21 protein-coding genes are annotated in these 24,403 nt (G+C 61.3%); 4 read left to right on the forward strand and 17 right to left on the reverse strand.

Annotated elements, in window-relative coordinates; translation table 11 throughout:
- Window positions 1-156: 156 nt before the first annotated feature.
- The 17 genes from RBR25_RS03475 to RBR25_RS03555 all read right to left on the reverse strand — a co-directional run bounded on the left by RBR25_RS03475 (window position 157) and on the right by RBR25_RS03555 (window position 22,387).
- Complete coding sequence (locus RBR25_RS03475) at window positions 157-915, reverse strand: ABC transporter ATP-binding protein (protein ID WP_432818139.1); 759 nt, start codon at window positions 913-915, stop codon at window positions 157-159.
- A gap of 3 nt (window positions 916-918) precedes the next feature.
- Window positions 919-2,058, reverse strand: coding sequence for an MlaE family ABC transporter permease (locus tag RBR25_RS03480; protein ID WP_432818140.1), 1,140 nt, complete (start codon window positions 2,056-2,058; stop codon window positions 919-921).
- Window positions 2,059-2,370: 312 nt separating this feature from the next.
- Entirely contained in the window at window positions 2,371-3,570 is a 1,200-nt protein-coding gene (locus RBR25_RS03485) for an MFS transporter (RefSeq protein WP_432818141.1), read from the reverse strand.
- 67 nt (window positions 3,571-3,637) lie between these two features.
- A complete protein-coding gene (locus RBR25_RS03490) occupies window positions 3,638-4,759 on the reverse strand; it encodes an ABC transporter permease (RefSeq protein WP_432818142.1) in 1,122 nt (373 codons plus the stop codon).
- A 2-nt stretch (window positions 4,760-4,761) separates the two neighbouring features.
- Window positions 4,762-7,542 carry a ribosome-associated ATPase/putative transporter RbbA gene (gene rbbA, locus RBR25_RS03495; RefSeq protein WP_432818143.1) on the reverse strand — a complete coding sequence of 927 codons (2,781 nt, stop codon included), beginning with the start codon at window positions 7,540-7,542 and terminating at the stop codon, window positions 4,762-4,764.
- On the reverse strand, window positions 7,539-8,615 hold the full coding sequence (locus RBR25_RS03500) for an HlyD family secretion protein (RefSeq protein WP_432818144.1): 1,077 nt from the start codon (window positions 8,613-8,615) through the stop codon (window positions 7,539-7,541). Before RBR25_RS03500 ends, rbbA begins: the two co-directional genes overlap by 4 nt.
- Window positions 8,616-8,641: 26 nt before the next feature.
- On the reverse strand, window positions 8,642-10,054 hold the full coding sequence (adeC, locus tag RBR25_RS03505; protein ID WP_432818145.1) for an AdeC/AdeK/OprM family multidrug efflux complex outer membrane factor: 1,413 nt from the start codon (window positions 10,052-10,054) through the stop codon (window positions 8,642-8,644).
- Between the two features lies 1 nt (window position 10,055).
- The gene (locus RBR25_RS03510; protein ID WP_432818146.1) at window positions 10,056-13,205 is read right to left on the reverse strand and encodes an efflux RND transporter permease subunit; all 3,150 of its coding nucleotides are present in this window, start codon (window positions 13,203-13,205) and stop codon (window positions 10,056-10,058) included.
- Window positions 13,206-13,290: 85 nt separating this feature from the next.
- A complete protein-coding gene (locus RBR25_RS03515; protein ID WP_432818147.1) occupies window positions 13,291-14,481 on the reverse strand; it encodes an efflux RND transporter periplasmic adaptor subunit in 1,191 nt (396 codons plus the stop codon).
- A gap of 105 nt (window positions 14,482-14,586) precedes the next feature.
- Window positions 14,587-15,159, reverse strand: coding sequence for a TetR/AcrR family transcriptional regulator (locus RBR25_RS03520; RefSeq protein ID WP_432818148.1), 573 nt, complete (start codon window positions 15,157-15,159; stop codon window positions 14,587-14,589).
- Between the two features lie 31 nt (window positions 15,160-15,190).
- Window positions 15,191-15,760, reverse strand: a complete 570-nt coding sequence (locus tag RBR25_RS03525; RefSeq protein WP_432818149.1) for a TetR/AcrR family transcriptional regulator — start codon at window positions 15,758-15,760, stop codon at window positions 15,191-15,193.
- 304 nt (window positions 15,761-16,064) lie between these two features.
- Complete coding sequence (locus RBR25_RS03530; protein ID WP_432818150.1) at window positions 16,065-16,655, reverse strand: 4'-phosphopantetheinyl transferase family protein; 591 nt, start codon at window positions 16,653-16,655, stop codon at window positions 16,065-16,067.
- 95 nt (window positions 16,656-16,750) lie between these two features.
- Window positions 16,751-17,746 carry an NAD-dependent epimerase/dehydratase family protein gene (locus tag RBR25_RS03535; RefSeq protein WP_432818151.1) on the reverse strand — a complete coding sequence of 332 codons (996 nt, stop codon included), beginning with the start codon at window positions 17,744-17,746 and terminating at the stop codon, window positions 16,751-16,753.
- Entirely contained in the window at window positions 17,743-19,401 is a 1,659-nt protein-coding gene (locus RBR25_RS03540; protein WP_432818152.1) for a fatty acid CoA ligase family protein, read from the reverse strand. Before RBR25_RS03540 ends, RBR25_RS03535 begins: the two co-directional genes overlap by 4 nt.
- A complete protein-coding gene (locus tag RBR25_RS03545; RefSeq protein WP_432818153.1) occupies window positions 19,380-20,291 on the reverse strand; it encodes an alpha/beta fold hydrolase in 912 nt (303 codons plus the stop codon). Before RBR25_RS03545 ends, RBR25_RS03540 begins: the two co-directional genes overlap by 22 nt.
- Window positions 20,292-20,449: 158 nt before the next feature.
- Complete coding sequence (locus RBR25_RS03550; RefSeq protein WP_432818154.1) at window positions 20,450-21,493, reverse strand: 3-oxoacyl-ACP synthase III; 1,044 nt, start codon at window positions 21,491-21,493, stop codon at window positions 20,450-20,452.
- A gap of 192 nt (window positions 21,494-21,685) precedes the next feature.
- Window positions 21,686-22,387, reverse strand: coding sequence for a Bax inhibitor-1/YccA family protein (locus RBR25_RS03555; RefSeq protein WP_432818155.1), 702 nt, complete (start codon window positions 22,385-22,387; stop codon window positions 21,686-21,688).
- Window positions 22,388-22,432: 45 nt separating this feature from the next.
- Here RBR25_RS03555 and RBR25_RS03560 point away from each other — a divergent pair, with 45 nt between their 5' ends.
- From RBR25_RS03560 to rpoZ, 4 genes are read left to right on the forward strand one after another with little or no spacing between them, the layout of a single operon-like run.
- Complete coding sequence (locus tag RBR25_RS03560; RefSeq protein ID WP_432818156.1) at window positions 22,433-22,564, forward strand: hypothetical protein; 132 nt, start codon at window positions 22,433-22,435, stop codon at window positions 22,562-22,564.
- A gap of 56 nt (window positions 22,565-22,620) precedes the next feature.
- Window positions 22,621-23,499 carry a YicC/YloC family endoribonuclease gene (locus RBR25_RS03565; protein ID WP_432818157.1) on the forward strand — a complete coding sequence of 293 codons (879 nt, stop codon included), beginning with the start codon at window positions 22,621-22,623 and terminating at the stop codon, window positions 23,497-23,499.
- A gap of 27 nt (window positions 23,500-23,526) precedes the next feature.
- Window positions 23,527-24,153, forward strand: coding sequence for a guanylate kinase (gene gmk, locus RBR25_RS03570; protein ID WP_432818236.1), 627 nt, complete (start codon window positions 23,527-23,529; stop codon window positions 24,151-24,153).
- Window positions 24,154-24,188: 35 nt separating this feature from the next.
- Window positions 24,189-24,398 carry a DNA-directed RNA polymerase subunit omega gene (gene rpoZ / locus RBR25_RS03575; protein ID WP_432818158.1) on the forward strand — a complete coding sequence of 70 codons (210 nt, stop codon included), beginning with the start codon at window positions 24,189-24,191 and terminating at the stop codon, window positions 24,396-24,398.
- Window positions 24,399-24,403 lie beyond the last annotated feature (5 nt).

The following is a 24,403-nucleotide window of genomic DNA, read 5'->3' on the forward strand; positions in this document are numbered from 1 at the left end:
AAAAACGGCATCACGGCCGCCGAAGCCTTGCGTCTACTGTTCGAAGGCAAGCAGCCGGATTTCATGTCGCCGGATGGTGACGTGCGACCAAAATCCGATGGCCTGTCGCTGGCGGGTGAATAGTTACGATGCGGTTCCATTTGTCACCGCATCATCCTAATTCGCCTTGCCTCGGGTAAGAAAGCGCCGCACCAGCGGATTATCCGATTCGTCCCGAAGTTTTTTCGGGTCGCCGGTCGCGATCATGGTTTTCGTTCCGGCGTCGAGAAAGACGCAGTTGTTACCGATGGCAAAGATGCTCGCCAGTTCGTGGGTAACGATCACCACCGTGGCGCCGAGGCTGTCCCGCAGTTCGAGAATGAGATCGTCGAGCAGGCGGGAACTGATCGGATCGAGACCGGCCGAGGGCTCGTCGAAGAAGAGGATGTCGGGGTCGAGGGCCATGGCTCGGGCCAGTCCCGCCCGTTTCTTCATGCCGCCGCTGATTTCGCTCGGATAATAGTCGCGAAAACCGGCCAGCCCGACCAGAGCGAGCTTGAGGTCGACCAGATCGGCGATCTCGGCCTTCGACAAATCCGTATATTCCTCCAGCGGCAGGGCGATATTTTCCGCCAAGGTCATGGAACTCCACAGGGCGCCGCTCTGGTAAAGCACCCCGAAACGGCGCATGAAGCGCTGACGGTCGTCGGCGGGCAGGTTCCAGAAATCCGTTTCGCCGTAATGGACGCTCCCCGTCGCCGGCACTTGCAGGCCGATGAGGTGGCGCAGCAGGGTGCTCTTGCCGCAGCCGCTGCCGCCCATGATAATAAAGATATCCCCGCGGTTGACGGTAAAAGTCAGATCCCGCTGGATGACCCGGCTGCCGTAGGCCATAGTCAGATCCCGCACTTCGATGGCCGCTGCCGTCGTCGCCATGGCTCAGATCCCCAGAATATTGCAGATGACGGTGATGATCGCCGTCGCCACGATGATGTTGACGATACCGGTGACCACCGCCGAGGTCGCCGCATCCCCCACCGCCGAGGCGCTGCGTCCGCATTGCAGGCCGCGCAGGCAGCCGGAGAGGGCGACCAGCACGCCAAAAACAGCGCTGTGAAAGAGGCCGATCCAGAAATCCTTGAGCCCCACCGCCAGTTTGGTCATTTCCAGATATTCCCCCAGGTTCAGATCAAGCATGAAGACGCCGACGGCCAGTCCGCCGAGTATCCCCATGAGGTCGGCGTAGAGGCAGAGCAGGGGCATCATCAGGGTGAGGGCGATGATGCGCGGGAGAACGAGGAAATCGACCGGCGGAATGCCGAGGGTGGCGAGGGCGTCGATCTCTTCGTTGACCTGCATGGTGCCGATGCGCGCGGCGAAGGCGGCGCCGGTACGGCCGGCCATGATGATGCCGGTCATGATCGCCCCCATGACCCGCACGACGGCGATGCCAACCAGACTGGCGACATAGATTTCGGCGCCGAACATGGAGAGCTGCACCGCGCCGACGAAGGCGAAGATCAATCCCACCAGCACACTGATGAGAGAGACGATGGGCAGAGCGCCGGCGCCGCATTCGCGCATGATCTCCCAGAGGTCCGTGCGTCGGAAACGGGCCCGACCCGTCAGTAGGCGGCCGCAGGCGAGGGTGACTTCGCCGAGAAAATCGAGCATGTCGACGACGGACTTCCAGACACCGAGGGCGCGGTCAGCCACCCGCTCGAGGAGGGGTGCGCGGGCCTGGCCGGTAGCAGCCTGCTGCTCGGGAACGGCCGCAGCCAAAGCCAGCAGGCGTCGGGCGCCGTCGGGCAGGTTGCCGTCGTCGAAAGCGATCCCCCGTTCATCGCAAAGCTTTTTCAGGCCGCTGAGGAAGGTGAGCAGGCCGCTGTCCCAGCTGTGCAGATCCTCCGTTTCGAAGCGGAGGGTGACCGGCGCCTTCCCGGCCATGGCCGCCTCCACGTCATCGAGGGGGAGGGGAAGGCTTCCCGCCAGCCAGTCGCCGGCCAGGCGCAACTGGAACGTGCCGTCCTTGAGACGGATAAGGTCTGAAGGATTCTCGCTCGTCTCGGAGATCGTCACGGTTTTCTCCCCTGTCAAATTTGCTTGTCTACCCCATCAGTCTATCAGATGTAACAACGGACAAAAACTCATTGTTTGCTAGGGGTTTTATCGATCATGGTCTAATTCTGGGAACCGTATATTCAACTCCTGATCCAGATACGCAGAAAACCACGTGACCGATAGTCGATAACGTGGCTTTGTAGTTTTTCGACGATTCGTCATGTCTCTGCCTCCCCTCAGTTGAAAAGCGACAAATCACATGAGCATGGCATTGGTCTTAAGTGAACCTAAACCGGGGCCTTGTCAATTCTCTTGTGGGAGCGACGGTGCTCACTGGCTGGCGGCATGCCCGTTTAGCCTGCTTCTTCGTACATTCGCGACCAAGTCGGCCAACGCCACCGCCGAAAAGATCGCGCCGACGTAAAAGGTCATGGCCGGGCCGAACCGACTCCACAGAGCTCCGGCGATGACGCTGGCGGCGAGGAGGGCAAGGCCGCCGGCGAGGTTGAAGACGCCGAAGGCGGTGCCGCGCAGATCGGCGGGGGCAGCGTCGGCGACCAGGGCCGAAAGCAGCCCCTGGGTGGCGCCCATGTGCAGGCCCCACAGGGCGGCGCCGAGCATGACCGCCCAGATGCCGCTGGCGGCGGCGAGGACAAGGTCGGCGAGGATGAGAAAGCCGATGCCCCAGGCGAGCAGGCCGGAACGGTTGCTGTTGTCGGAGAGTTTGCCGACAGGGTAGGCGCTGGCCGCGTAAACCAGGTTCATGACGATCAGCACCATCGGCACCCAAGTGACGGCGAGTCCCAGATTCTGCGCCCGCAGCAGCAGGAAGGCCTCGGAGAAACGGGCCAGGGTCAGCACGGCGGCGAAGGCGACCACCCACCAGAAATGGGCCGGCAGACGCCCCAGATTTTCATGGGAGATTGGCGATTTTGTTGAGGTGGCGCGAGGAGCTGATTCCGGTTCCTCGACGCCGAAGACGATGAGCAGCACGCAGAGGACGGCCGGCACTGTGGCTACCCAGAAGGTTAGACGGAAATTGTCGCTGGTTGCCGCCATCAGCGCCATGGCCAGCAGCGGCCCGGCGAAGGCGCCGATGGTGTCCATCGACTGGCGCAAACCGTATGCCGCCCCACGACTTTCCGCCGGGGTAATGTCGGCGATCAGCGCGTCGCGCGGTGCCCCGCGAATCCCTTTGCCGATGCGATCGACGAAGCGGGCGGTGAGGATGAGACCGAGCCCGGAGGCGAGCGGAAACAGCGGCTTGGTCAGCGCCGCCAGGCCGTAACCCGCGAGCACCAAGGGCTTGCGCCGCCCGATCCGATCGGAGATCACCCCGGAGAAGATCTTGACGATGGCCGCCGTCGCTTCGGCGATCCCTTCGATCAGGCCCACCGACAGCGCACCGGCACCCAGGACGGTGACCAGAAAGACCGGCAGCAGGCTGTGGATCATCTCCGAGGAGAGATCCATGCACAGGCTTACCAGGCCGAGGGCGATAACGCCTTTGGGAAGATTGAGACGGCTCATAGACGTTGCCTCCGGCAGTCGATTGCCGATCAGTTCAAAAGCAAGTAAAACCCAACGCTCACCGTTTTCAAGCCATCGTCCCGAGGGTTTTGCGGAAGCGGGCCAAAGAGAGGAAAAACAGGACCGTGCCGATCAGCGCCAGGGCCACGAATTGCGGCCAGACGACGGAGAGGCCGGCGCCGCGATAAAGGATCGCCTGGGCGAGCATGACGAAATGGGTGTTGGGCGCGCTCATCATCAGGTGCTGGACGATGTCGGGCATGCTTTCCCGGGGGGTGGTGCCGCCGGAGAGAATCTGCAAGGGGAGCAAAAAGAGCATCATCAACAGCCCGAACTGGGGCATGGAACGGGCGAGGGTGCCGAGAAAAATGCCGAGAGAGGTGGTGGCGAAGAGATGCAGGCCGGTGCCGAGCAGAAAAAGGAAAATCGAGCCTTCGATGGGCACTCGCAAGAGTCCTTCCACGACCACAACCAGCGACGCGGCGGTGGCAAGCAGAACGACCAGGGCCATGGACCAGATTTTGGCGGCCATGATTTCAAAGGGGGTGACCGGCATCACCAGCAGATGATCGACGGTACCGTGTTCTCGTTCCCGCAGCAGCGCAGCGCCGGTGAGGATGATGGAGAGCATGGTGACGTTGTCGATGACCTTCATTACGGCGCCGAACCAGGTTTTGTTCAATTCGGGGTTGAAGCGGGCACGCAGGGCCAGTTCGACGGGGGGCGCGGTGGCGTTCTGGTGACCGCGCAGAAAAGCGTTCACTTCATCGCTGATGATGCGCTGGATGTAGCCATTGCCGGTAAAGGCCTGGCTCATGCGTGTGGCGTCGACGTTGATTTGCACCGTGGCGACGCGTCCGGAAAGAAGATCGCGTTGGAAATCGGGAGGGATGTTGAGGGCGAAGGTGTCGAGACCGGCATCCATGCGCGCATCCATCCGCGCCTGGTCGATCAGAATCGGCGGAAGAAAGCGCGGGGGATAAAAGGCATCGACGATGCGCCGGGAAAGGGGCGAATGGTCTTCGTCAACGATGGCGATCGGCGCCTTGTGCAGGGTCTCGGGCATGGCCGTGGCGCTGGCGTAGACGGCGAAGGTGAAGGCGTAGACGATGAGGAAGAGCATCATCGGGTCCCGGAGCAGTCCGCGCAGTTCTTTAACGCCGAGATGGCGGATGTTGGCGAGGCCCATGATCAACGCTCCTGTTTCTTGAGCAGGACGGCACCGAGCCCGATGAGGATGGGGACGGCCAGCAGCAGGGGGATGAAGGACGCTTGCAGATCGGCGAAACCGAGGGCTTTCGCGAAGGTTCCCCGGGCGATGGTGAGAAAATGGGTGGTCGGATAGATCTTGCCGATCGCCGCTCCGGTTCCTTCCAGGGAGGAAACCGGATCAAGCATGCCGGAAAACTGCACCGCCGGCAAAATGGTGAGAATCGCCGTTCCGAAAATGGCGGCAATCTGGCTGCGCATGAAGGTCGAAATCACCATGCCCAGGATGGTGGCGGTGCTGACATACAACAGGGCGGCTGCGCTCAGGGCGGCAAAACTTCCCGTGATCGGTACCTTGAAGACGAAGACCGCCAAAGCCGTCAAAAGCAGGAAGTTGAGCATCGCCAGAGCCAGATAGGGGATCTGTTTGCCGAGCAGAAACTCCAGGCGCGTAACGGGGGTAACGTAGAGGTTGACGATGGAACCCAGCTCTTTTTCCCGTACCACGGATAAAGCGGTGAGCATGGCCGGAATCATCATCAGCAAGAGGGGAATCACCGCCGGAACCATGGAGGGCAGGCTCTTGACATCCGGGTTATAGCGAAAGCGGGTCTCAATGTTGACCGTGCCGGCCGTCGCGGCCTCCCCTTGGGTCTGACGGCTGACGGACGCCAGCCAATGGGCGTGCATGCCCTGCGCGTAACCGCTTACCGTTTCGGCCCTTTGCGGCATGGCCCCGTCGATCCAGGCGCCGATGGCAACCGCGTTGCCGCGCCGCAGATCGCGGCCGAAGCCCGGGGGGATTTCGATGGCCAGACTGATTTCGCCGGCGCGCATCCGTTGGTCCATATCGGCGTAATCGCGGATCGGCGCATGTTCGATGAAATAGCGGGAACCCGCTAGATTCAGGGCATAATCTCGGCTCAAGGCGGACTGATCGCGATCGAGGACGGCAAAGGTCAGATCCTCCACATCCATGTTGACGCCGTAACCGATGACGAACATGAGGATGAAGGTGCCGAGCAGGGCCAGGGTCAGGCGGATCGGATCACGGCGCAACTCCAGGGATTCGCGGCGGGTGTAACTGAGCAGACGGCGGAGACTGAAGATTCCGTCGGAAGGATGCTTTTTATCTCGGGACGGCGCGGGCGGCGTCGGCAGAGCCTTTTCGGGCGGCGGTGAGGCGGCGCTTTTCGGGCTGGCGGAGGCCTCTTCCAGATAGTTGATGAAGGCTTCCTCCAAGGTCGCCGCGCCACACTTTTCCATCAGCGCCCGCGGCGCATCGCTGACCAGTACCTTGCCGGCATGCATGAGGGAGATCCGGTCACAACGCAGCGCTTCATTCATGAAATGGGTGGAGATGAAGATCGTGACCTTCTCCCGCCGCGCCAGATCAATCATGATCCGCCAGAAGCCGTCCCGCGCCACCGGGTCGACCCCCGAAGTCGGCTCATCGAGAATGAGCATTTCCGGGGCGTGAATCATCGCTGTCGCCAGGGAAAGTCGCTGACGCTGGCCCAAGGGCAGGGCATCGGGAAGACTCTCCATGATGCCGCTCAGGCCAAAACGCTCCGCCATCTCCGCCACCCGTGCCGGGATTTTCTTCTCGGGCATGCGGAAGAGTCGGGCGTGCAGAACCAGGTTCTGGCGTACCGTCAGTTCGCTGTAGAGGGAAAAACCCTGGGTCATGTAACCGACCCGGCGTCGGGTTTCGATGTCGTGGGCGTTTACCTTGTGGCCGAAAAGCCTGGCTTCCCCCTCACTGGCGGGGAGAAGGCCGGTGAGGATCTTCATGGTTGTGGTCTTGCCGCAGCCGTTGGAACCGAGAAACCCGAAGATTTCCCCGCGCAGGATACGAAAATTGACCTGATCGACGGCGGTAAAGTCGCCGAAACGCATGGTCAATCCCCGCGCCTCGATGGCCGTTTGCCCGTCGTCGTCCATATGTCGGGGCGGAATGACGATGGGCTCGTAGTTCTCCCGCTGGGTCTCGGGGAGAAGGGCGATAAAGGCTTCTTCGAGGCTTTTTCCGCCGGTGCGTTCGAGCAGTTCGGCGGGAGCGCCGGTAGCAAGGACGCGTCCGTCGTTCATGGCCACCAGCCAGTCGAAGCGGGCCGATTCTTCCATGTAGGCGGTGGCGACCAGGATGCTCATTCCCGGGCGGTTGCGGCGGATGCGGTCAATCAGTTCCCAGAATTGACGGCGGGAAAGAGGATCGACGCCGGTGGTCGGTTCGTCGAGAATCAGCAGGTCGGGATCGTGGATCAGGGCGCAGCAGAGACCCAGTTTCTGTTTCATGCCGCCGGAAAGTTTGCCGGCGGGGCGCCCGGCGAAAGGGGAGAGGCCGGTGGCGGCGAGCAGATCGGCGATGCGTTCCTGCCGCTCTTGGCGGTCCTGACCGAAAAGCCGGCCGAAAAACTCGGCATTTTCGAAGACCGAGAGGGTGGGATAGAGATTCTTGCCGAGACCCTGGGGCATGTAGGCCACCCGGGGGCAGACCTGACGGCGGTGGCGGCGGTCGGCCATGTCGCCGCCGAGCACGTCGATGCGGCCGGTCTGGATGGCACGGGCCCCGGCGATCAGGGAGAAAAGACTCGATTTGCCGACGCCGTCCGGACCGATGAAACCGACCATGCGGCCGCTCGGCAGGTCGAGGGAGATGGAATCCAGGGCCTGGGTCTTTGTGTAACGGAGAGAAACATCCCGCAATCGCGCGACCGGAGGGGTCTCCCTGATGTCGCCGGAGGACGCCGGAGAGCTCATGGCGTCACGGTCACCCGCAGATTTTCCGGCCATTGCGCTTGCGGGTCAATCAGCACATAAGCCATTCCCGGCAGGCCGGTCTTGACCTGGGTGATGTATTTTTTCAGCAGTTCGACGGGCAGTTGGGCGCGCACCCGGAACATGAGCTTTTCCCGTTCGCTGGCCGTTTCCACCGTTTTCGGGGTGAACTGGGCGACATCGGAGATAAAGGAGATTTTAGCGGGGATCACATGCTGGGGAGCAGCGTCGAGAACCAGCCGGACTTCGCTCCCCAGAGCAATTTGTCCGGCGGCGGCGGTGGGCAGAAAGAAGGTCATGTAGACATCGCTCAGATCGACCAAGCTGATAACCCGACCGCCGGCCCCGAGAACCTCGCCGGGATGGGCGATGAGGTACTGGACGCGTCCGTCTCGGGGGGATTTGAGGGTGCTGTCGTCGAGGTCCGCCTGAATGCGTTCGACCGTGGCCTGGGCCGCTTCGATGGTCGACTGGGCGCCGATGACCTGGGCTTCGGCGGTGGCGATGGCGGCTTCGGCGGCGGAAACCTGGGCGAGGGCCGAGGCGAGGGCCGCTTCGGCGCTGAGCACCCGGCTCTCGTCGTCCTGAGCCGTTTGCCGGGAGATGGCGCCTTCGGCGACCAGCGCCGCCGAGCGCTGGGCGTGCTTGCGGGCATTATCGAGATCGGCTTGGCGTTGCTTGACGTAGGCCAAAGCCGCTGCCTTTTCACTTCGTCGCTGGGCCAGTTGGCTTTTTGCCGTGGCCACGGAACTATGGGTTTGCCGCAGCTGGGCCTCGGCCTGGCGCAGTTGTGCGGAAAGCGCCTCAGTGTCCATCACTGCCAGCACTTCACCGGCGGTGACGAAATCCCCCTCGCGCACCAGCACATCCTCAAGCCGTCCGGGATGTTTGCTGGCGATATCGATCTCCACCGCCTCAATCCGGCCGTTACCGCTGACGAGTCCGACCGGTTCATCCTTTTGGCTGTATTTCCATAGGGCGCCCGCTGCGATGGCAAGTACGAGCAGAATCAGCAGATAGCCGTTGCCGAACAGCCGTTTTATTACAGGGATCATGGAAAAGGCCTTTTGTCCAAAGGAAGTTACTTCGATCCTCCGCCGAGTACCTTGTAAAGGTTAATCTGGCTGGCGAGATCGGCCAGTTCGATGTTGATCAGGTTCTGCTGGGCGCCGTAGAGGGCCCGTTGGGCGTCGAGGACCTGGAGGAAGCTGTCGATTCCCTTATCGAAACGGGTTTCCGAAAGGCGGTAAGTTTCGCTGGTCGCTTCGACCAGCGCCTGCTGGGCCTGGAGTTGTTCGTCGATGGTGCCCCGCTGGGCGAGGGTGTCGGCCACTTCCCGGAAGGCCGTCTGAATCGCGCCTTCGTATTGGTTGATGAGGATGTCCCGGTCGATCTCGGCCGTTTCCAGCTGGGCCTGAAGGCGTCCGGCGTTAAAAATTGGAATGTCGATGCGCGGGGTGAAGGCCCAGGCGCGGGCGTCGCTGGTGAAAAGATCCGACAGTTCGGTGCTGGCGAAACCGCCGTTGGTGGTCAGGGCGATGCGCGGATAGAAGGCGGCGCGGGCGGCGCCGATATTGGCATTGGCCCCTTTCAGGCGATGTTCGACGGCGAGAATATCCGGGCGCTGCAACAGAACCTCTGAAGGCACACCGGCGGAAAGGGGGCTCAGGGTGGTTGCGGCCTTCAGGGGCGCGGCGGGGAAGAGGTCTGTGGGCACTTCTCCGCCGGTGAGCAGACGCAGGGCGTTTTCATCCTCGGCAATCAGGGAGGTAAAGCGGGCGATGTCGACCTTCGTCCCCTCGACACTGGTCTGCGCCTGACGCACTTCCAAGGCGCTGGCGACGCCCAGGTCGAAGCGGCGTTGGGTCAGATCGTAGGTGGCCTGGTGGCTTGCGAGGGTTTCCTCGGCCAGGGCCAGCCGTTCGCGATCGGCGGCCAGGTTCAGATAGGCGTTGGCGACTTCGCCGATGAGGGCAATGCGGGCGGCGCGACGGGCTTCCTCGGTGGCGAAGTAGGACTCCAGCGCCTGCTCCTTGAGGGAGCGGATGCGGCCGAAGAAGTCGAGCTCCCAAGAGGCCAGCCCGAGGTTTACCCCGTACTGCTCGAAATGCATGACCCGACCGAAACCGGTGACATCCGGTTGCCGCTGTTTGTTGAAACTGCCGCCGGCGCCGATGTCGGGGAAGAGTTCGCTGCGCTGGATGCGATACTGGGCGCGGGCGCGTTCGACGTTAAGGGCGGCGACGCGCAGGTCGCGGTTGTTTTCCAGCGCCCGTTCGATGAGTTGCTGCAGACGTTCGTCGCGGAAAAATTCCCGCCAGGGCAGTTCCGCCGCCGTCGGGCCGTCCGTGGCCTCGCTGTAGGCTTCCCCTTGCGGCCAGGCTTCGGTCACGGGGAGTTCCGGTTGTTTATAGTCGGGCGCCATGCTCGCGCAGCCCGCCGGCAGGAAAAGGACTCCCATCATCAGAATAAGTTTGGTCAGCGCGCGGGTCATATCAATGCACCTCCAGGGGTTGGGTGGCGACCGCTGTCTTCTGGCGTCCAAAAATACGCGAAATCAAGACGAAAAAGAAGGGGATGAAGAGCAGGTCGATAAAGGTCGCCGAGAGCAGACCGCCGGTGACGGCGGTGCCGATGGCATTCTGCGCGGCGGAACCGGCTCCTTTGGTCAGGGCCAGGGGCAGCGTGCCGAAGAAGAAGGCCAGAGAGGTCATGATGACCGGACGCAGCCGGATTTTTACCGCCATGAGTGTGGCCTCGACCAGGCTATGTCCCTGACGGAGCAGTTCCTTGATGAACTGGATGATGAGGATGGCGTTTTTGGTGGAAAGGCCGATGGTGGTCAAGAGGCCGATCTGCAGATAGACGTCGTTGGGCAGGCCGCGCAGGGTGACCGCCGTAACTGCGCCGACCAGTCCCAGGGGGAGCATGAGCAGGTTGACGAAAGGAATGGTCCAGCTTTCGTAGAGGGCGGCGACGGCGAGAAAGACGACCAGCAGCGAGATGGCGTAAAGGGCCGGGGCTTGGGCGCCCGCCTGTCTCTCCTCGTAAGAGAGGCCGGTCCACTCGAAACCGACTCCGGGGGGGAGTTTCGCGGCCATTTCTTCCATCGCCAGCATCGCCTCGCCGGTACTTACGCCCGGCGCCGCCTGTCCCATGATTTCCACGGCGGGAATGCCGTTGTAGCGTTCCAGGCGGGGGGATCCGTATTCCCAGTGGGCGGTGGCGAAGGCCGAGAAGGGGACCATCTCATTTTTGTTGTTGCGTAGATACCACCGGTTGATGTCTTCGGGCACCATGCGGAACTCTTGGGCAGACTGCACGTAGACCTTTTTGACCCGGCCGTTTTCGATGAAATCGTTGACATAAGAGCTGCCCCAAGCGGTGCTCAGTACGCTGTTGATATCGTTGAGAGAAATCCCGAGGGCGCCGGCGCGCACATCGTCGAGATCGAGTCTGAACTGGGGGGAATCGTCCTGACCGTTGGGGCGCACGGCGATCAGTTTGGGGTTCTGCATGGCCATGCCGAGAAGCTGGTTGCGGGCCTCCATCAGCTTGGCGTGGCCGAGACCGGCGCGGTCCTGGAGCATGAAGTCGAAACCGTTGGCCTGCCCCAACTCCACCACTGCCGGCGGCGAGAAGGCGAAGGCGAGGCCGTCGCGGATCTGGGAGAAGGCCTGCATTGCCCGGCCGGCGATGGCCGGGGCCCGCAGCTCGGGGGTCGGTCGCAGTTCCCAGTCCTTGAGTTTGACGAAGGCCAGACCCATGTTCTGGCCGCGACCGGCGAAACTGAAACCGGCCACGGTGACCAGTGCCTCGACCGTCTTGGTCTCGTTTTCGAGAAAATGTTTTTCGATCTGCTCGATGACCCCAATGGTGCGGTTCTTGGTTGCCCCGGCGGGGAGCTGGATCTGGCAGATGATGAAACCCTGATCCTCATCGGGGAGAAAAGCGGTGGGCAGACGGACGAAAAAATAGATCATGACCGCGACAATGGCGCCGTAGACGACCAAGTACCGGAGCGGCTTGCCGAAAGAGCGACCGACGATCTTTTCGTATTTCCCCCGGCCAAAATTGAAGGCCTTGTTGAACCAGCGGAAAAAGCCGCTGAACCAGCCGCTTTCATAGGCTTCGTGCCCTTTGGTCACCGGCTTGAGCAGGGTGGCGCAGAGGGCCGGGGTGAGAATGAGCGCGACCAGCACCGAAAGGACCATGGCCGAGATGATGGTGATGGAGAACTGTCGGTAGATGACCCCGGTGGAGCCGCCGAAAAAAGCCATAGGCAGAAAGACGGCGGTGAGAACCGTGGCGATGCCGACCAGAGCGCCGGTGATCTGCCCCATCGATTTGACCGTGGCATCGTGGGGGGATAGCCCCTCTTCGGACATGATCCGTTCGACGTTCTCGACGACGACGATGGCGTCATCCACCAACAGGCCGATGACGATGACCAGGGCGAACATGGTCAGGGTGTTGATGGAAAAGCCGGCGGCCGACAACACCCCCATGGTTCCGAGCAGAACGACCGGCACGGCGATGGTGGGAATCAGGGTGGCGCGGATGTTCTGCAAAAAGAGGAACATGATGACAAAGACGAGAAAAACCGCTTCGATCAGGGTCCGCACCACCTCCTTGATGGAGACTTCCACATAGGGGGTGGTGTCGTAGGGGTAAACGGCTTTCATCCCGGCGGGGAAGTAGCGGGAAAGTTCCTCCATCTTGCTCTTGATCCGCTCGACGGTGTCGAGGGCGTTGGCGCCGGCGGCGAGGCGAATGGCCATGCCGCCGAGGGGCATCCCCTTGTAGCGGGCTTCGATGTCGTAGTTCTCGGTGCCGATCTCGCTCCGTGCGACATCCTTCAGACGGACCGTCGAGCCGTCGGGATTGGTGCGCAGGATGATGTTGTCGAACTCTTGCGGGGTTTGCAGCAGGGTGCGGGCGGTGACGGTGGCGTTGAGCTGCTGGTCGGCGACGGCCGGCGAGCCGCCGAACTGACCGGCGGAAACCTGGGCGTTCTGAGCCTGCAGGGCGTCCATCACGTCGTCGCTGGTGAGTTTGTAGCTGTTGACTTTGTCGGGGTCGACCCAGATGCGCATGGCATTCTGGGAGCCGAAAACCGTGACCTCACCGACCCCCTGTACGCGGCTGACAATGTCCTGGACATTGGACACCATGTAGTCGGTCAGCTGGTGGCGGCTCATGGAACCGTCCTCGGAGATCAGGCCGACGATGACCAGGAAGTTCTTGGTCGATTTGACCACCTGGATCCCCTGTTTCTGTACCACCTGGGGAAGCAGGGGGGTGGCGAGCTGGAGTTTGTTCTGCACCTGAACCTGGGCGATATTCGGGTCGGTGCCGGCCTTGAAGGTCAGGTTGATGGAAACGGCCCCGGCCGAATCGCTGGTCGAGTACATGTAGATCAGGTCGTCGATGCCGTTGAGCTTCTGCTCGATGACCTGGGTGACCGTATCCTGTACGGTCTGGGCCGAGGCCCCGGGATACATGGCGTTGATGCTGATCTGCGGCGGTGCGATGGGCGGATACTGGGAGACCGGCAGGGTTTTGATCGCCAGCAGACCCGCCAGCATGACCATGATGGCGAGAACCCAGGCGAAGATCGGTCTATTTATGAAAAACCGGGACATGGGGGAAGCTCCTTGAAAAATCTACATTGAAAGCTGACCGCCGGTCCTGCTCCATCCTCGATAAGGATTGAGGCAGGGGGGAGGGTTATTCCTTCTTGTCGGTGGACGGCGCCGGCGGTGCCTCATCCGTTTTTTCGCCGAAGACATAGGTTTTCACCACCGTCCCCTGCCGGGCTTTCTGGATGCCTTCGAGGATCACCCGGTCACCGGCTTCAAGACCACCGGAAACCAGCCACTGATTCCCCACCGTGCGGGCGACCTGGATGACTCTCGGCTCGACCTTCTCCTCGGCGTTAACCAGCATGACCATGGCCTCGCCGGCGGGGTTGCGGGTGATCCCCCGTTGCGGCACCAGCAGTGCCGCGTCGCTGGTGCCTTCGGTAACGATCGCGCGTACGAACATACCGGGCAGCAGCTGCATCTTTGGATTGGGGAAGATGGCCCGCAGAGTAACCGAACCGGTGCTCGGCTCAACGGTCACTTCCGAGAATTTCAACTCCCCGGGAAGGGGGTAGGCGGTGCCGTCTTCCAGGCGCAGATCCACCGTGGCCCGGTTGCTGCCTTGCAGCAGGCCGCTTTCCAGGTTCCGCTTCAGATTGAGCATCTCGGCGGAGGTCTGGACGACATCGACGTAAATGGTATCGAGTTGCTGAATGGTGGCTAAAGCCTGGGGCTGATTGGCGGTGACCAGGGCTCCGTCGGTCACGGCGGAGCGGCCGATCCGCCCGGAAATCGGCGCTTTGAGCGTGGTGTAGTCGAGATTGATACGCGCCGTCTGCAGGGCGGCCTTGGCGACTTCGATTTCGGCCTCAGCCTGACGCAAGGCGGCGCTGGTGTCATCGTAATCCTGCTGACTGACGGCATTGATCTTCACCAATTCTCGGTAACGCTCGAAGCGTTGGCGTATGGAGGTGACATTGGCTATGGCGCGGGTCAGGGTGGCTTCGGTGCGGTCGACCTCGGCGCGATAGAGAGCCGGGTCGATCTGATAGAGAACCTGGCCCGCCTTGACGTCGGCTCCTTCGGTGAAGAGCCGTTTCTGGATGATGCCGCTCACCTGCGGCCGCACCTCGGCGATCAGCCGGGGCGCGGTCCGCCCGGGCAGCTCGCTGGTCAGGTGTGCGGACTGGGGAGTCACCGTGATGATCCCGACTGCCGGTGGCGGTGCCTGGGCCGGAGCAACCGGTGTGGCCGCCTCTTTTTTGCAGCCGTTCATGAACAGCATCAGGGCGCAGAGCCCGGTGATCAGCCAGCGGGATTTGTCGTTGATCTTCATTGCTTGATCCTTGTGGGTGACGAATTGCCGGAGACTTTCCGGGCAACCGGAGAAATGTCGGTCAGGGTCAAAACCGCGAAAGATTACTCTCTTTTTACCCCTGCTTCAAATACGAATCGCATCCCAGCAGGCTTCGACGGTCCGTTCAATGGTCTCCTCGTCGAGACGGTTGAAACCGAGGATGTGGTCGCGCACGATACCGACCAGGGGGCCGAAGATCAGCGCGCTCAGTACCGTGCGGGGCAGCTGTTTGATAACCTCTTCCCGGGCGGCCGCAGCGAGAAGTTCGTCGATCGGGCTCTGCTCTTTTTCTTGCGAAACCAGTTCCCGGCGATAGGCCACCCCGTAAGGGGAGTTGTGAAACTTCTCAAGGAAACTGAAATCGAAGGGGGCGGCCAGACAGTAATGGACAAAGGACCGGCCGATAGAGTGAAAACGCACCGACGTCGGTTCCCCCCGGGGGTAGTTCTTGAGCAGAGAGCGCACAAGGCGGTCGTTCAGTTCCCGGTGGATCTCGTTGATCAGTTTGTCCTTGCTGGTGAAGTGGCGATAGATGCTCCCCGTGGCGATGCCGGCCTTGTCGGCGATCATGCTCATGGGGGTGTTGTGAAAACCGTTGACGGCGATCAGTTCCTTGGCGACATGGAGAATGGTTTCCCGTCTGTTCGGTGCAGTCATAGGGGGCGGTTCCTTCGTTACGATGCCGTGCTCAGCGTTTGATGCCGTCCCAGCAGGCCTGGATGGTCAACCGGCAGATTTCCTCATCAATGACCGCGCTGCGGTTGGCGTGTTCCTTGGCCAGAGCGGTGATGGGGCCGAAAACGACGGCTTCCAGGACCATCAGGGGGGCCTCCTTGACAATCTGCCCGTCGCGGGCCTGGACGAGCAGATGGTGGATGATGTTATGTTCCTCGATGCGAAACACTTCCCGTTCGCTGAAGGGAGAGAAGTAGTAGTGCTCGATGAATTTGAATTCCCGGGGATTGTTCAGCAGGAAAAGGAGCAGTTTTTCCAGGGAGCGCAGCAGGCGCTCGCGCAGGGAGGCGGAAGTACCGTCCGGTTCCCGCAATTCCTGTTCGATTTTGTTGCGCACTTCCCGGAAAAGTTCCTGAATCAACTCTTCCTTGCTCTTGAAATGGAAAAAAAGGGTACCACTGGCGACCCCGGCCTGTTTGGCGATCTGGGCCGTGGCGGTACCGTCGAAACCCTGGGTGGCGAAGAGTTCCAGGGCGGCGTGAAGCAGGGCGCAGCGTTTGTCTTCGGGTTTGCATGGGGGCATAGATTTCTCCTGACTGACTACTCAGTCGAAAAAATAATGCCGAAAAACTAATCTGTCAACAATTTTATCCGGAATGAAAAGCGCCTAGTGATCCCCCCTCATGTCGTGGCCGGCATGGCGTCAACCACTTCGTTGAGCATCGCTATCAATTTTCTGGTGCGGTTTGGTCAATTCCCTGGATACCCACGCTGAAGCGGTCTTCCTACCTAAAAAGGCCATGATGAACCGAAGGATGAATGAGCGTATGCGGTCGACGGAAAGGAGCGCCGCGATAGATGATCATTTCAGGAATAGATAGGAAGGATTATTCCGAATCCCGCAGAGTTTCGTCCCAATAGGAAATCAGCCTGGGGCTAACGGCCGTTGCCCAGGCCCCGAGATAATCGGGTTCGAGCAGGAAGTGGCCGCTTGCAAGATCGTCGAATCCGGCGGGAACGGGGTGGGAAAAGCCTATGCCCAAGGTTTTCAGACGAGCTTCCCGATCTGTCCAGAGAAGATGAAAACGCGCCCTTTTTATTTCCGGCGGCAGGCTTTCCAGTTCCGAGCAGAGTTCTCCGGCAAAGGCCCAGGACGCGATCTGACGGATATCGACGGGGCGTTGCAACCATTCCACGTCGATGCCGACTTCCTGGTCATCGGCAATACCGAGCAGGCCCCAGGTGCCGGCATGGGTGAGATTGAAGAAAAGGGGGACCCTGGGGGAGTCGAGAAAGGGTTTTCCGGCGGGACCGTATGCGAAGTTCAGAGAGGAGGGTGGGGTGTGGAGATAGCGGGCGAGAATCCGGCGCAGATACCCGCGCGCGGCGATGAATTCATGTACTTTGGCGGGGACGCGCAAGCGTTCGGCGCGGGCCGCTTCGTCGGGGGAGAGGAGGGTGCGCAGGCCGGCAATCATGTCTGGAGGCACATCGAGAGGAAAGCGCCAGAGGTGCAGTTCCAAAGCGGCGAGGCGAGGCGCGGCGGGCGGTTGCCGCCAGGATACCGGGGGTATCAGCGGGGATACTCCTTGAGCCAGGCGGCCAGACGTTCCATCCCTTCATCGAAGCTGATCTGAGGTTGATAGCCGAAGTCGCGGCGGGCGGCGCTCAGGTCGAACCAGTGGGCGGTGGAGAGTTCCCGGGCGACGAAACGGGTCATGGGCGGTTCGCCGGAGAGCCGCAGCAGGGTGTACATCTTTTCCAGGAACCAACCGGCGGCATAGGCGAGGTGTGGAGAAATGACCCGGGTCACGGGGGGCAGACCGCCGGCGGCGAGGATACGGTCAACCACCTCCCAGACCGGTTTGGGTTCGCCTTGAGCAAGAAAATAGGCCTTGCCCGCAACCGGCGAACCGACGGCGAGGCGGTCAGCGGCCTGAAGATGGGCTTCGGCGGCGTTATCGATGTAGAGGGTATCGACCGGGCAGGGACGTCGGCCGATGCGCCGCAGCCGTCCCCGGCGGCCGCGGTCGAGGATGCGCGGTACCAGATGGTTGTCGCCCGGCCCCCAGATGAGGTGAGGACGCAGCGCCGTCGTCGCCAATTCCGAGCCGTTGGCGGCCAGTACCAGCTTCTCGGCCTCGGCCTTGGTCCGCGGATAATAGGCTTCAAAGTGGGCGGGGTAGGGGGCAGATTCGTCGACCTCTTCCATGTCCCGGCCGTCGAAGACCACGCTCGGCGAACTGGTGTAGACCAGTTTGGCGATGCCGCAGGCCCGACAGGCGGCAATGATGTTAGCGGTGCCGACGACATTGGCCCGGTAGTAATCCTGATAATTTCCCCAGACCCCGGCCTTGGCGGCGACGTGAAGGACGAGATCGCAGCCCGTCGCCGCTTCGATCGCCACCCCGGCATCGGCGAGATCCCCCCGGAACTGTTCGACACTGAGGGCTTCCAGTTCGGGATAGGCGTTACGGGCCAGGGAGCGCACTTCGTCTCCCCGCTCCCGCAGGCGCTTGACGATCGCTTGTCCGAGAAAACCGCCGCCGCCGGTGACCAGCACTTTCATCGCAACTGCTCCTGCGCCCAGATTGCCAGCTTTTCCCGAAAGATCTTGGCATTGTGGCGGATATCGACGGGAAAGGCGGGATGAAAGAACAGCTCGCGCAAACCGGCAGTGAGTTCATGGCGGGCGCCGATTTCCAGCAGCTCTTGTCGGATGCGCGGGTGCTCGCTCTTCGCCGTGCCTTTTTCCAACTCAACGCAGATCACCGGCCGCTGTCGTCCCGCTTCGCCGACGCCGACCAAAGCCGAGCGAAAGACCTGGGGATGGGTATTGAAAATGGCCTCGCAAGGGATGGTGAAGAGGGTTGCTTCGCTGGTGACCACGCGATGCGCCTTGCGGCCGCAGAACCAGAGACGCCCCTGCTCGTCCCGATAGCCGAGATCGCCCATGCGGTGATAGAAGCCGCCCTCAGGATCGGCGATCTTGGCCAGCGCCGTCGATTCGGGGCGGTTGACGTACGCGGCCGTGGCCTGCGGGCCCTGGACGACGATCTCGCCGATGACGCCGTTGGCGACTTTCAGACTTTCATCCCAGGCGGCGATGGGGCCGTCGTCGATGGCGATGATCTCCACCGTGATCCCCGGCACCGGACGGCCGATGCAAACGCCGCGCCCCTGATCGGTGAGGGTCCGGGTTTTACCGAGGATCTCCCGATGATCAATGGAGCCGACCGGCAGCGCCTCGGTGGCGCCATAGGGGGTGTGGATGCGGGCGGCAGCGTCGAGCATGCCGGCGAAGCGTTCCAACACCTGCGCCGGCACCGGCGCGCCGGCGGAAATGACCCGGCGCAGGCTCGGCAGGCGGATGCCTTGGGCCTGGCCGTAGCGGCCGACACGGTTGATAAGGGCGGGTGAGCCGAACATGCCGGTGACGCCGAAACTCTCGATGGCGGCGATGATCTTGCGCGGATCGACGGCGCCGGGACGGGTAAAATCCATGTCGGGGATCACCGAAGTCATCCCCAAAGCAGGCGCGAAGAGGGCGAAAAGGGGGAAGGTCGGCAGATCGATTTCACCGGGTTCGATGTCGTAGAGTCTGCGCAGCATTTCCACTTGGGCGAGAAAGTTGCCATGGCTGTAGATCGCTCCCTTGGGAACGCCGGTGCTGCCGCTGGTGAAGAGGATGGCGGCGGTCTCCTCGGGCGCGGTGGCGGCCATGGCGTAGTCGGCGGAACAGCCGGCGAAGTCGGTGAGGGTGGCGCCGCCCCAGCCGAGGCGCGGCCCGACGGTGAGCAGGATGCGGAGGGTCGCCTTCCCCCAGCCGAGGAGCACGCGGGCGACATGGGCCTTGGGAATGCCGATGAAGGCTTCCGGTTCGGCTTCGGTCAGGCAGGTCTTGAGGTTTTTTACGCCCATGCCGGGATCGACCAGCACCGGTACCGCGCCGATCTTGAAGAGGGCGAAGGTCAGGGCGAAGAAGTCGAGGCTTGGCGGCACCATCAGCACCGTGCGCGTTCCCCGACGGATGCCGAGGCTCTCCAGACCATGGGCGATGCGGTTGCTCTCGCGGTCGAGCTGAGCGAAGGTGTAATGGGTGTAGGCGACGCGGCCGCGGCGGTCCTTCCCCTGGGGAAAGTAGACCGCCGGGGACAGGGGATGAAGCCTGGCCATCTCCGGCAGATAGGCGGCGATGTTGGTTAGCGCTGTTTTTGTTTCCATGGCGGAACGGTCGGTAGGGGATGGTTCGTAAGAAACCGGCGAATCAGTGGGATGATTTCTTCGCCGGCATCCTCCAGCACGTAATGGCCGACGTCGGGGTAGGAATGGAGCTCGGCTTTGGGGAAGCGCTGCGTCCATTCGTCGCGGAAGACCCGGTCAAAGACGAAATCCCGCTCCCCCCAGAAGATCGCCATGGGCAAATCGGCGAAGCGGGGAAGGGACGCTTCCACTTCGCTGACCAGGGCGTAACTGGGGTCGGAGGGGAGCAATGGGATGTCCTGGACAAAACGTAGGGTTGCCAGGCGGTTGTGCCAGTTGTCGTAGGGGCTGCAATAGGCGCGGCGCAGCTCGGCGTTCATCGGTTTGCGTTTACAGCCGACCCAGGCGGCGCCCCGGGCGAAGGCGTTAAAGGTCTGCACGAGGAAGGCGCCGAGCTGGGTATCCCGGCAGATTTTCAGTGCCAGGGGGAATTTCTTCTCCTTCGGCAGGTGGAAGGCGGCGGTATTGAGAATCACCAGCCGGGCGATGCGTTCCGAATGGCGGGCGGCGTAGGCCATGCCAATCACCCCCCCCCAGTCGTGGAGCACCAGGGTGATGCGCTCGTCGATACCGAGGTGGTCGAGAAGCCGTTCGAGGTCATCGACCCGCTGCTTGAGGGTGAAGGAATAGTAGGAGTCGGCCGGTTTGTCCGAGAGTCCGCAACCGATGTGGTCGGGGACGACGGTGCGATAGCCGTTGCGCAGCTCCCGCACCAGTTCCCGATAGTAGAAGGACCAGCTCGGGTTGCCGTGCAGCATGACGACCGGATCGCCTTTGCCCTCGTCGAGATAATGGTACTTGAGGCCGTCGAGATCGAGAAAATGACTTTTGAAGGGATAGAAGGCCTGCATGAACAGAAGATGCTTTCGTGAAAAGTATCGAGGTCGATGGCTCAGCTAAAAGCGCCCAATGCGAGGCACGCCATTTGCGACCAGTGAAGTGTAGTTGTCTTCGGCGAAGCAGCGAAAAAATGACGGCAACGTAGCCGTTGGCGTTATTGGCGATGCCATCACCACTGGATTCCCAGCATCAGACAGTTGAGACCGCTGCCAATGCCGAGAAAACCGACGATGTCGCCGGGGATGAGGAAATCTCTTTCTTTGGCGATAGCCGCCGTCACCGGCAAAGAGACGGTGCCCATGTTGCCGAGAAACTCAAAGGTGGTGAAATCCTTCTCCTTTGAGACCCCGAGGGTTTGCAGGATCAGTCGCTGGTGGGCTTCGCCGACCTGATGGCAAATCACCTTGTCGATGCGTTCGGTGCTCAGTTCCAGTTCGGCCATGAAGGCAGCCCAGGTCTTTTTGCCCAGTTCGACGCCATGCTTCATCACGGCGACTGCGTCGGTGTTCATATAGGGAACATGATTCTCCGGAGACTCGGCGGAGAGACCCCAACGGCAGAGGGCATGATGCTGGGGCTCGGCGATGTTCACCCCGCCGAGTAGACGCGGCCGCCGGGAGGGGCTGAAGGAGCCGTCGGTCAAAAGGACTGCCACCGCTCCGGAACCGCCGGTGAGAGTCGCCAGGGAGGTGGTGAAAAGCTGCATCGAGGGTCTGTCGAGCATCCGCCGGATCATGATTTCGTTGATTTCCCGGGAGCTTTCGCAGGCCACCACCATCCCGGCGCGAATCTGCCCAAGCTCGATGCGGTTGGCGATGTCGAGCACGCCGTTGAGCACTCCGAGACAGGCGTTGGAGAGATCGTAGACGGCGGCGTTCCCCTGGATGCCGAGGGCAGCGGCGACCTGGCAAGCCGTGGCCGGTTCAAAATGCTCACGGCAGACCCCGGCGTAGACCAGGGCGCCAATTTCCTGGGGCGTGATCTCCCGTCCCTGCAGGGCTTTTTTCGCGGCGGCGATGGCGCCCTCAGAGATGGTGGCCCCCGGCTTCCACCAGCGCCGTTCGCGGATGCCGGTCAGCGCTTCCAGTTGGCCCGGGGCGATGTGCAGGGCATCGTACATAGGTTTAAGCCGGGTTTCCAGCTCCGTCGAAGTGACGACGATGGGCGCCAGTTCGTAGCCGACCGACTCAATATAAACGCGGGAATATCTCATCAATGAATATCCGGAATTTGAATTGTCTGGCCCCCGAGGCTTCGCCATGGAAAAAGTTCATGGGCCAGACGGAACTTCATTTTGTAACATAAAACCCTATGCGGGAAAAGCAAAACCGCCTCATCCGGAGTGGAAAAGGCGGTCAAGGCAGGGTTGAGAGGAGCCGGCTTTGGCAGGGGAAGCGCTAGATTTCTAGCGCCGGTCACCCAGGATCCGCAGCAGCATCAGAAAGAGGTTGATGAAGTCGAGGTAGAGGGTGAGAGCGCCAAGAATCGCCGCTTTCTGCAGGGAAGCACCGTCAGCGAAGCCCTGTTGGCCGATCATCTTGAGTTTCTGGGTGTCGTAAGCGGTAAGACCGACGAAGATCAGGACGCCGAGATAGCTGACTACCCAGGTGATCATCGCACTCTGCATGAAGATATTGACCACTGAGGCGATGATGATGCCGACCAGGCCCATGAACATGAAACTGCCGAGTCCGGTGAGATCCCGTTTGGTGGTCGCGCCGTAGAGGCTCATGGCGGCGAAGGTGCCGGCGGTGATCAGAAAAGTGCTGGCGATGGAACTTTCGGTGTAGACCACGAAAATGGCGGCGAAGGTGACGCCGTTCAGGGCCGAATAAAGTAGGAACATCAAGGTGGCGGTTGCGGCGCCGATGCGGTTGATAGCTGCCGACAGGGCGATAACCAGGGCCAGTTCGCCGATCATCAGCCCGAAGAAGACGATTTTGTTGCCGAAGATCGCCTGAAGCAGGGCCGGACTGGACAGGGTCAGGAGCGAGGCCAGGGCGGTCAGTGCCAGGCCGGCGGTCATCCAGCCGTAGACCCGGGGGAAGAAACCGTTGACGGCGACAATCGCCGGGCTGCTTTCATAGGGAATGTTGCGATTGAGCATGAGGACTCCTTGTCGGAAATTAATGAAGTTCGGATTTGATCTCTTTTGGCTATTGTCGTCAACATGGGCGGCGCGAGCAAGTCTTTTCGTCGACCGGAAGAAGATCTGTCGCGCAAGGACGTTGAATTTCCCGTGGCGGATGTGTACTATGCACGCCGCGGCGGAACCGATGGATGAAAAACCTTTCGGCCATCTGCAGGAATCGGCCGATTTCTACCAGAAAGCAAAGTCTTATGATCGCAAGTATGACCGGTTACGGCAAGGGACAGGCGGAGGTGGACGGGCTCTGCCTGACCGTGGAGATCAAGACGGTGAATCATCGCTACGGCGATGTGACGGTCAAAAGTCCCCGTTTTCTCTTTGCCTTTGAAAACGACATCAAAAAGCGTGTCGGCGAGGTTCTCAAACGGGGCAAGATCGATCTTTTCATCACCCAGGAAGCGGCTTCGGAAAGGGGCCTGGCCCCGGCTCTGAATCGCCCCCTGGCGGCGGCTTACGTCAAGGTCTTCGAGGAGATGTGTGAGACCTTCGGGCTTGGCGGCGAACTCTCCCTTGCCCTGCTTGCGGCGCAGAAGGATGTCGTTACCCTGCGCGAGGGGGATCTGGATGAAGCCGCTCTGCGCCGGTGTCTTGAGAGCGCCCTCGGGGCTGCGCTCGACGCGGTGATGAAAATGCGCCGCGCCGAAGGGGAAGCGACGCTCACGGACATGGATGAGCGCCTGCGCCTGCTGGAGGAGATGCTCGCGGCGGTTGAGAAGCGAGCTCCCCAAGTGCCCGGGGAATGGCTGGCCAAGCTGGAGGCGCGGCTGACCAAGCTGAACAAGGATCTCGACTATGATCCGCAGCGGCTGGCTCAGGAATTGGCAATCTTTGCCGACCGCTGCGACATCAGCGAGGAACTGACCCGGTTTAGAAGTCATCTCGTTCAGTTCCGCGCCCTCTTTGCCCAGGCCGAACCGGTGGGGCGGCAGATGGATTTTCTCGTGCAGGAACTCAATCGGGAAGTCAATACCATGGGATCCAAATCCAACGATGCCGAACTGACGCGCACGGTGGTGGCGATGAAGGCTGAACTGGAAAAGATTCGCGAACAGGTTCAGAATATCGAATAGGGGGAACGGGTGGCGGAAGATGCCAAGGTGAAAAGACCGGGGGCGGCGGGTAACCTTTTCGTCGTATCGGCCCCTTCGGGAGCGGGCAAAACCTCGTTATGCAAGGAGATCGTTGACTTCTTCCCGCGCTTGCGGCATTCTGTCTCCTACACGACGCGCCCACCACGGGCCGGTGAAGTTGATGGTCGGGATTATCATTTCGTTGCCCGGGACGCCTTTGATTGCATGGCGGCCGCCGGGCGCTTTGCCGAATGGGCCGAAGTTCACGGCAATGGCTACGGCACGGCGATCGCTACCCTTGAAGAGGCCCGGGTCGGTGGTTATGATCTGCTCCTCGAAATCGATTGCCAAGGGGCGGCTCAGATCAAACGGAACTATCGGCACGGAGTCTTTATCTTTGTTCTCCCGCCCAGCATTCAGGAATTGCGCCGCCGCCTCGAAGGGCGGGGAACCGACAGCGTCGATATCATTAACCGGCGCATCGACAATGCCCGGGGGGAGATCCTCCAGGCGGCTTGGTATGACTATCTTGTCGTCAACGACGATTTCGCCCAGGCTCGGGAGGAACTACGGGCGATCATCCTCGCCGAAGGCTGTCGTTCGGCGCGGGTGCTTCCCACCCTCCCGGATGAATTCGGCTTGGCCGAATCCTGATAAAACTTAAACCAAACCCTCAAGGAGTATCGATAATGGCCCGTATTACCGTAGAAGATTGTCTGCGTCAGATTCCTAACCGTTTCCTTTTGGCGATGGTTGCCGCCAAACGCGCCAAACAGCTCTACAAGGGCGGCCAGCCCCTGATCGAGAATAAGGCCGGCAACAAGAAGATCGTTTTGGCGCTACGGGAAATTGCCGCCGGCAAGATCGAGTTCGAAATTCCTACCCGCAAGAAATCGTAATTTTG

Origin of the sequence: Trichloromonas sp., from assembly GCF_034006665.1 — a bacterium.
In the GTDB taxonomy this organism is placed as follows: domain Bacteria; phylum Desulfobacterota; class Desulfuromonadia; order Desulfuromonadales; family Trichloromonadaceae; genus Trichloromonas.